Below are 8473 nucleotides of genomic sequence, written 5' to 3'. Positions count from 1 at the left end.
ACAGGTCGTTCATGATCAATCTCCTCCCGGAGCCTGAATCACATCGCCTCTCGCCAATCAATGGGTCCTGAGCCTAGGGAAGAGGGCTGAGTAGAGCAAAACGAAGCCGACACCGTTCCGGACAGGCAGAAACGCTCTCAAAGCTTCATATGATGCAGGTCGATTTCCATAGCGCTGCGTTGAAATAGAAGACCGCCTACCGGCGTAAATCTGACCCCATTCAACCCCCATTGGCGAATGGTCTGGATAGGTTAAGGTCATAGCATCATTAGGCCGCAAGTGAGCATATGCCGCGGCCCGGATTGCCGTTAAGTTCTAGTACGAGTAATTGATTTTTCTTAAAGATTCGAAGCTATTCAACTCGCTTTTAGGGGGCCTAATGATTGATAGACTCGGGCAGAGTTTAATCTGGTTTTTCACTGCGGTTCCTGGCGTTGGAGAGGCGATGGCGTTTATCATCGCGCTGCTCCTCATTTCGGCCGCGATCATGATCGCTTGGCGTTATCGTCGCAATCATCACTGGCCGCTGCTTAGCGCCATCAATGAGCGTAACGAGCTGATTTCCGAGAAGATCGGGGGGAGCAACGCTCCTTCAAATGACGCTCGGCTGGCCTTCGCGGAGGCCTATTTTGATATCGATGAGAAGATGATGGAAGCCTCGCACGAAGAGGTCTTTCATTTGCGTCGTGCGTGGGAGGAGTACCGCGAGACGATCGTCAATCCCAATGCTGAGGTGCTTCAGAACACCGTTCGCCCGGAAAACTTCTTTCTGCTGCTCGGTGAGCGTCACCGAGCACTTGGCTGGTTCGCAAACATTGCGATTGCAGTAGGCCTGCTTTTCACCTTCCTAGGTATTATCGCCGCGCTCTCGACGCTGGATTTGGGTGGCGGCCCTGATGCTATGCAATCGCAGCTCAATGAATTGATGCAGGTTGCCGGCGCTAAGTTCTGGGCGTCGGTTGGCGGCATCGTCGCATCGATCATCTTGCGCTCGGTCGACTATCGCTTTGCTAAGAAAGTCGATGAGGGGCTCGCTCGCCTTTGCGACCTTCTTGAACACGGTATGGCCTATTTGCCGCCACAGCGGATAGCTGCCGATCAGCTGAAGCAGCTCGAAGATCAGACCCCGGCTCTGAAGGGCTTCTCCGAGCAATTGGCCGTAGTTCTAGAAGAGACGCTCGAGAAGCAGTTCGCACCTATGGTCACCAGCCTCGGATCAATCGAACGCGATATGAATTCAATTAGCGGCGGCGGGGGTGAAGCTGTCCACAAAGCGATTAGTGATGGGGCGGGAGCGCAGATGGCCGATCTCGCGGGTGCGATCACTGGCATGTCGAACTCGCTTGGTACCATGGCTGAGCGACTAGAAAGGCAGACGAGCTCGGCAGATCAGCAGATCGAGGAGGCTGTGCGCCGGTTTAGTCAGGCCTCGGAAGAAATGCGCTCGGCCTTTGGCGAGCTGAACAGCAATTTCGCAGCTGTTGCTGAGCGCATGCGCGCCGACAGTGAAGAAGCCAGCGAGCAGGCCCGTAAGCGCCTTGGCGAACTTCTCGAGCGGGTGGGCACGAGCCTCGACCAGATGCGCGCGAAGATGGCTGAGTCCGCTGGAGAGTTCGGAAAGTCAACGGCGGACGCAGCTCGTAAGGCTGCTGAAACTGGTCAGGAGGCGATGACTGAATCCTTCGGGCAATTCGTCAAGAACTTCAACGAAGCTGGCGAGCCTCTGGTTGAGGAGATGCGCAAAGCTTCGACAAGCATTGGGACAGCCGCGACATCGCTTGATGGCAGCAACCGGGCCATGGGTGACTACACCCGCGGAATCGAAAGCGTTGCGGATCGCTCAAGCGATATTTCTACATCGCTGGGAAGCGTCGCGAATGACGTGCGCGAGGCTACTGCTCCTTTGCGCGAGTCCGCCTCTTCGATCAAAGAAGCGATGCTCGCGATGTCCACGGCAGTTGCGAATGATGCTCGCAATGCAGAAATGACACGCGAAGAGATGCGTGAGATCTCTGAGGCACTCAAGGCAACCGCTAGTGCGGCAGAAGAAGCCTGGTCTGACTACCGTGCTCGCTTCAATGAAGTGGACAAGTCATTGGGCGAAGCGCTCAACATGCTGACTGAGGCTGCGGGCAGCCAAGCGCAGAGTCTTACGACGCGTGTGGGCGAGGTCGATGAAGCGCTGGGCAAGGGTGTGTCACAACTTGCGGCCGCATTGCGTCCCCTCGAAAGCCTAAGTGATACGGTGGAGGATCTCGCGGCAGCTCTGTCGGCACAGAAAGCGGAGGCCGCTGAATAATGGAAGCCCGCCTGCTTCGAAAACCACAGGAAGAGAGCGAGAGCTACTTCATCTCCATGACTGACCTCATGGTGGGTCTGGTACTGATCTTCATTATCTTGCTCGCCTATTTCGCGCTCAACCTCCAGGCCCGGACGGCCGAACTAACTGGAGCCAATCAGGCCAGAGCCGAAATATTGAAGGATATGGCGGAGGCCCTCAAAGAAGAAGGGCTCGAAGTGACCATCGATATCGAGACAGGCGTTTTGCGCCTGCCAGACGATGTCCTTTTCGAAAGCGGCCGGTTCACTCTCACGCCTCGCGGTGAACTCGCTGTGCAGAAGGTGGCCGACGCGATGTCGCAGATCCTTCCGTGCTACACCGAGGGAGCACAGTGCGATGGGGAACGCAGTCCGCACCGGGTCGATGCGATCTTTGTGGAAGGTCACACGGACACGGATCGCATGTCGGGCGGCATGGACAATTACGACCTGTCGGTCATGCGCGCCGCCAATACATTTCGTGCGCTCAAGGCTGGCAACCCGATCGTCGATCAGATGCGCAATCTGCCAGAAAACGCGCCAGGGTCTGCGAAGATACTGAGCCTGAGCGGCTATGGCCCGGATCGGTTTGTGGACCCAGGCGACAGTGATGAAGCCAAAGCGCGCAACAGACGCATTGACCTACGCTTCTTGATGATGAGCCCGGGTGCGCTTTCACGGGACACTCTGGTCCAATGAACTTCATCCGCGGTGCAATCGATAGGATGGAAGGGATAGCCAGACACGGCTTTCCTAAGCCGCCGTCAATATTGCCCCAGATCCATCATGCGTTCGCCTTGCTGGGAAGCGACGTTGAAGCTGCAGAAGACCAGGAGGAGCTTATACCGTTCTTGCGGGAATGCCAGAAACGCTCCGTTTCTGATCTAAAGCGCGGCGAATTGAACCGGGTGCTTCGCGGCGCGTGGTGCGATGATGAGTTTGAGAATCTCGGCATCTCTGCGCTCGAACGAGCGCTGGCTGACAGGCGGAGCAGCTCCACCCGCGCCCTCATTGATGGCTACCTCATCTATTTTCCGCTCGAGCGCGGTGTCATCGAAAAGCTGGCGAACGCCTGCACAGAGCTAACGCGGGATCAGGATGGCGCTTGGCGAAATAGATCAGAGCGGTACGCACTCTTTCAACCTTCAAATGCAATTGAAGCACTTGCCGCGGCGATGGCTGCTGACGAGCGCGATGCTTTCGTCTCTACATGCGCGGACACAGGCCTTGGCGCGAGCCCATTTGCCACACGTGTTGGCCAATTAGCTTTTGGCAGAGGCTGCCTTAAAATCGCGAGCCGTAAGGAAGAGCAAGCAGTCCTAGCGCAGAGAAATCTGCTCGACCTTCTCGAGCGGGAAGATCAATTCGATGATGCGGCAGCAATCGTCAGAGCCCTCCTCGAGCCCTGGGTCAACGGCCGCCCCGAGTCGGCACATAGACAAGCCATTACAGCATTCCTGCTGGACCGAGTTGCCGACCCTCGGCTGTACCCGAAGAAACAGAAATGGGTGCCGATCCACGCGCACATCGCGGATGACGTAGGAGGCGACCGGGCCGACGAGATCATCGGCGTGTTGCGCAGATGGTTGACCGATGCCGCAATGCGGATGTTCTTCCGCGCGATCGCCGAAACGACTGACCGGCCTGATCAGTGGAAGCAGCGCCAAGAGTTTTGGCTAGCCTATCTCGACGCCGGATTGGTGACGGATGCGTGGCCAGCTTTGGGCCCCAGAGCCAGAAATCAAATACGTAATGTCGCTCGTTCCCAAGGTGAACGACTGGAGCACGGGATCACGCAAAATGGGCCAACCTCATCGTCGTCACTACTGCTCCGAATTGGAGATCTGACAATCTCAGAGTGGAGCGACAATGGGTATTGCCGCTTCTGGTCAAGCGGCAACCCGGACGCACCAGCCCTCTTCAAGAACAGGTACGACAACGGTCAGCTACGTACGATGGAGGGCAAATCTGACTTCGCCTATGTCGGACATGACGCCGGCGGGCGCTGGCGCCCCAAGATTGCGAAGCTGATCCATAGTCGCACAGGCGTGGCGCACCCCCAATATGGCCGAGGGTATTAATCAATGGCAGAAACGGTCGCGTTCACAGCAACTCAGTTCGCCGACGGCAAGGAGCGCATCGAACTCCGTAGGCAGCGCGAGGCCGGTTTCCTTCGCAAAGCTAAATCCGAGCTCATCCCAAAAGCAGAGTGGATACGCTTGGCGCCGCCAGCCGGTATGGCGGCACTTTCGCGCCTTCGTTCGCTACCCGGTGCAGAAGCAATCGCCGAAGATGATGATGGGCTAATCGTTCCACCCGAGTGCATTGCTCCTCTGACTGAGCACGAAGCGCATTCATTGGGTCTACCACCCGCAACCAATCTCACACTCGAGCTAGACGCTTCAGGGGCCCTGCATGATGGGACCATCTCGGTCGCGAAGAAGTGGCTGCGGCGCGGTGGCATGCCTGTACGCGTGAAAGTGACGGGCGCACGAATTCGTGAGTCTAGTGGCACAGCGAGGCTAGCGGAGCCGATATATTCGACAAACCTACAAGTTGACCGGCTGGCAGCCGCTGGTGACGGCGATGAGCGCCGAGCGCGCTTCGCCGAACTGCGCGAGATGCTCGGAGATATGGACGGCGATGCGGTCAAGCCGGACGGTTTCATATCCAAGGTCCGCATCGCCTACGCCGCCAACTTCTCGCTCGACTTGAGAACACATGGCGGCTTGTTCGACTTCGATCCGGTTCTGTTTTCGAGATCAGTCGGCGAAAACGAAGACGGCGACCTTGTTGATGCGAACGAGACCGCACTGCTCACTGACTTTGAGCAGCAGAAATTCAGCACTCGCTTCCGGTCGCAGAGAGGAGGCAAACGCAGTTACCTTCTCTCTGACGGCACCATACTCTTCGTCGATCCCTTGCTCGGCAAAGCGCTGGACATTGTCCGCGAAAAGCAGTCGGCGACAGGCGATGAACGCAAGGATTTCGCGCGCTCACCGCAGGCCTATATCCGCGAGCGTTTGGCGCTCGATGATACTGGCGACGACGAAGCAGCCGACCGCCTCTTTATCGAGACCCAGCAATACTCTGAGCGCGTGGCGGGTATCGAGACTTGGCAGAAGCCGGTCTTGCCGTGGATCAAACCAAAGCCCAACAGCTGGCTCCCAGAAAGCTTTGGAATTCGCATCGGGGAAGAACCTGACGTCGTCCATGTCGATCTCAAACCCGGTGAAGCCGAAGAGCTTTTGGGCAAGATCGATAGGGCCATCGACGGAGGCCAAAAAACTACCGCTTTCAAAGGTGAAGACGTACCGGCGACTCCGGTTTCCCGAACCGCGGTCAAAAGCGTCGTCGATCTGGAAACCGAGATTGCCAATGATACTGAGAAAGGCAGCGATAATCAGGAGCTTCCTGCCCAGCTGCCGACCTATTTTCTCAAGGTTGGCGAGAACTTTGAGACGCTCGAATATTCGCGCCTCACTGCACAGGCGACAGATGCGGTAAACTTCGTTCCACCGCCGATTCCAGCTTGCGTTCGCTCGTCGCCGAAGCCCCACCAGATCGAAGCATTTGCGTGGTTGACCGAAGCTTGGGACCGTAAGGTTCCGGGCCTACTGCTTGCTGACGATATGGGTCTCGGGAAGACTTTCCAGGCGCTCACGTTTCTCTCTTGGCTTCGGTCGATCAAAGCCCCCGGCCAGCCAGTGTTGATTGTCGCCCCGACTGGCCTTCTACGAAACTGGCAAGCCGAGATTAAGCTGCACCTCGAGCATGGGGCGTTGGGTGAGATTGTCGAAGCGTTCGGCACGAACCTCAAATCGCTACGGCTCGAAGCGGGCAACGATATCCGTGGTGGTACTTCGAAGCTCGACGTGTCGCATTGGAAGGACGCGGGGGTGGTCCTGACGACTTTCGAAACTATGCGCGACTACCATATGAGCTTCGCGCGGGTTCCCTTCTCGGCCATCATCTACGACGAGATCCAGAAGCTCAAGAACCCTGCAAGTCAAATGACGCGGGCTGCCAAGGCGCTGAACGCGGACATTCAGGTAGGGATGACCGGTACTCCCGTCGAGAACAGACTCCAGGACCTGTGGTCCATTGCTGACGTTGTGTTCCCGGGTTTCCTGGGGTCGAGTAAGGAATTCGAGAGAACCTATTCGGCGGATGACAGTGATGCACTGAAAGCGCTTCAGGACCAGTTGATAGAACGCGATGGCGTTGCTCCGCCGTTCATGCTTCGCCGAATGAAGGAAGCCTTACTTACCGGGCTCCCCAGTAAGGAGGTGGTCCCCTACGAGGTGTCGATGCCGCGGGAGCAGGCTGACGCATATGATCGGGTCCTCGCTCGCGCCAGGGCCTTGCGCCAAAGCGGCGACAAAGGCGCGATGCTGAAGATCCTGCATATGCTTCGCGGGACATCGCTCCATCCAAAGCCTCCTGTCGGACTTGATGACTTTGAGGGATACATCAGCTCTTCGGCTCGCCTAGCGAAGACCTTCGAGCTGCTCGATGAGATATCGCGCAAAGGCGAGAAGGCGCTCGTCTTTTGCGAGGACCTCGACATGCAGGCGTTCCTCGCAATTGCCTTCCAAGAGCGCTTCGGGCTCTCACACGCAGTACAGATCATCAACGGATCAGTAGCAGGTAGTAAGCGCCAGGATATGGTGACGAAGTTCCAATCGAGGCCGGCTGGCTTCGACGTGATGATTCTGTCTCCGAAGGCTGGCGGTGTCGGCCTTACAATCACTGCCGCTAATCACGTCATCCACCTTTCCCGCTGGTGGAACCCCGCGGTCGAGGATCAGGCCACAGATCGCGTTTATCGCATCGGACAGGACAAGCCCGTTACCGTCCATATCCCGATGGCGGTGCATCCGGACGACGCAATCGGACCCAGCAGCTTTGATGTTCGTCTAAATCGGCTGATGGAGCGCAAGCGCGAGCTAAGCCGTGGCTTGCTCGTTCCACCTGAGTCAGCCTCGGACATCGACGAGATGTTGTCAGCGGTGCTTGATGGCGAGAAACCAACTCCAACTAAGCACGAGAGCGCCGGCGAGCCTGCCGCTTCGCAAACGAGCGAGCCACCAGACCCTGCCTCAATTGATATGCCGGAATCTGATCGCGGCGCACCTTTCAATGAGGGCAGCGCATCGGACGAGCTGACGCCTGCACCGACCCATGTCGTATCGACTTCAGAAGAGGGAATAGCAGCGCAATCGTCTACCCAAAGCGATAGCGATGACGAGGCCGTAGCGGATGACGGTGAGTCAATCTCTTCAGCTCGAAGCGAGGCGCCCCCGACACGGCAAGATCGCCCGATCCTTTCGGCCAAGCCTGTCGCGAAGAGCGCCATACAGTCACCGGTCGAGGCCGCGGAATCCCGCGTTACCGAGGTTCGCAGGGTGGTCTATGAAGTTGGTGGTATGCGTGACTGGACCATATTCAACCAGCACATCGAAGGATGCTCGATCCAGAGCTTGAGGATCATTGATCCTTATTGTTGCGCAAACGAGGCGGCACGTCGCCGGTTGGTCGACTTCGTTGTTCGCTTCGCCAAGGCGTCGCGGGGTGTGACCCATGTCCAAGTGAAGAGCTTCGACGCGGATTCCGTCAAAGATTGCTGGGAAAGTGACGATGAACAAAGTCGCGACCTGCAATCGCGGATGGCCGGCAAATTACCTGATGCCGAATTCCGCCACATTCAGAAATCTCGGCGCTCGGCAGAGGACCTCCACGATAGGTCGGTCACCGCGCTACTCGAGAATGGTGAGAAAGTGATTTGGGATCTCGGTCGAGGCATCGACGGCGTCATGACTGCCCGAAATGCATGCACAGTGAATGCCTTTCGTGAGCCCGCTCTCGATACTGCCGCCTAACGCAAAGTAGTCTGATTGCAGCAGGGTCTTGGCACCTTCAGACCTGCACCCGATACCCATCCGGCTTTCTTCGCGAACAGTCCTGAACCAGGTCAGCTGAGGAGCCGCAACCCGTTCCTTTCCGGCCGTGTTGTCGCGCTTCGCGCGCCTGCCCGCACCACCCGTCATGAACAGGTTTCCCTTCGGCCCTTCAGGCCTGCGGTGCAGTCCTCCCATGCCCTGCTTCTTCTGGATGTTCGCAAGCCGGAGATGGTCTCCGGTTTGAGGAACTG

At 57.5% G+C, this 8473-nt stretch carries 5 protein-coding genes; all 5 read left to right on the top strand.

From position 1 onward, the window contains the following. Positions 1-379: 379 nt before the first annotated feature. On the top strand, positions 380-2299 hold the full coding sequence (zorA, locus tag KIH45_RS18685) for an anti-phage ZorAB system protein ZorA (protein WP_213177473.1): 1920 nt from the start codon (positions 380-382) through the stop codon (positions 2297-2299). Beyond that, positions 2299-3018 (top strand): OmpA/MotB family protein, encoded by a 720-nt coding sequence (locus KIH45_RS18680; RefSeq protein WP_213177472.1) that lies wholly within the window; start codon positions 2299-2301, stop codon positions 3016-3018. Before zorA ends, KIH45_RS18680 begins: the two co-directional genes overlap by 1 nt. Continuing rightward, the gene (locus KIH45_RS18675) at positions 3015-4400 is read left to right on the top strand and encodes an EH signature domain-containing protein (RefSeq protein ID WP_213177471.1); all 1386 of its coding nucleotides are present in this window, start codon (positions 3015-3017) and stop codon (positions 4398-4400) included. Before KIH45_RS18680 ends, KIH45_RS18675 begins: the two co-directional genes overlap by 4 nt. A gap of 3 nt (positions 4401-4403) precedes the next feature. Continuing rightward, positions 4404-8201 (top strand): DEAD/DEAH box helicase, encoded by a 3798-nt coding sequence (locus KIH45_RS18670; protein WP_213177470.1) that lies wholly within the window; start codon positions 4404-4406, stop codon positions 8199-8201. A 15-nt stretch (positions 8202-8216) separates the two neighbouring features. Beyond that, positions 8217-8473 (top strand): hypothetical protein (locus KIH45_RS18665; RefSeq protein ID WP_213177469.1); only part of this gene is annotated, 257 nt, incomplete at its 3' end.

The organism is Croceicoccus gelatinilyticus (genome assembly GCF_018398395.1).
Classification (GTDB): Bacteria; Pseudomonadota; Alphaproteobacteria; order Sphingomonadales; family Sphingomonadaceae; genus Croceicoccus; species Croceicoccus gelatinilyticus.
The sequence above is the reverse complement of the archived record's forward strand: the minus strand, read 5'-3'. Positions and strand labels throughout refer to the sequence as shown.

Coding starts and splice junctions, on each gene's coding strand:
- KIH45_RS18675 (WP_213177471.1), top strand. CDS start 3,015: ATGAACTTCATCCGCGGTGCAATCGATAGGATGGAAGGGATAGCCAGA.
- zorA (WP_213177473.1), top strand. CDS start 380: ATGATTGATAGACTCGGGCAGAGTTTAATCTGGTTTTTCACTGCGGTT.
- KIH45_RS18680 (WP_213177472.1), top strand. CDS start 2,299: ATGGAAGCCCGCCTGCTTCGAAAACCACAGGAAGAGAGCGAGAGCTAC.
- KIH45_RS18670 (WP_213177470.1), top strand. CDS start 4,404: ATGGCAGAAACGGTCGCGTTCACAGCAACTCAGTTCGCCGACGGCAAG.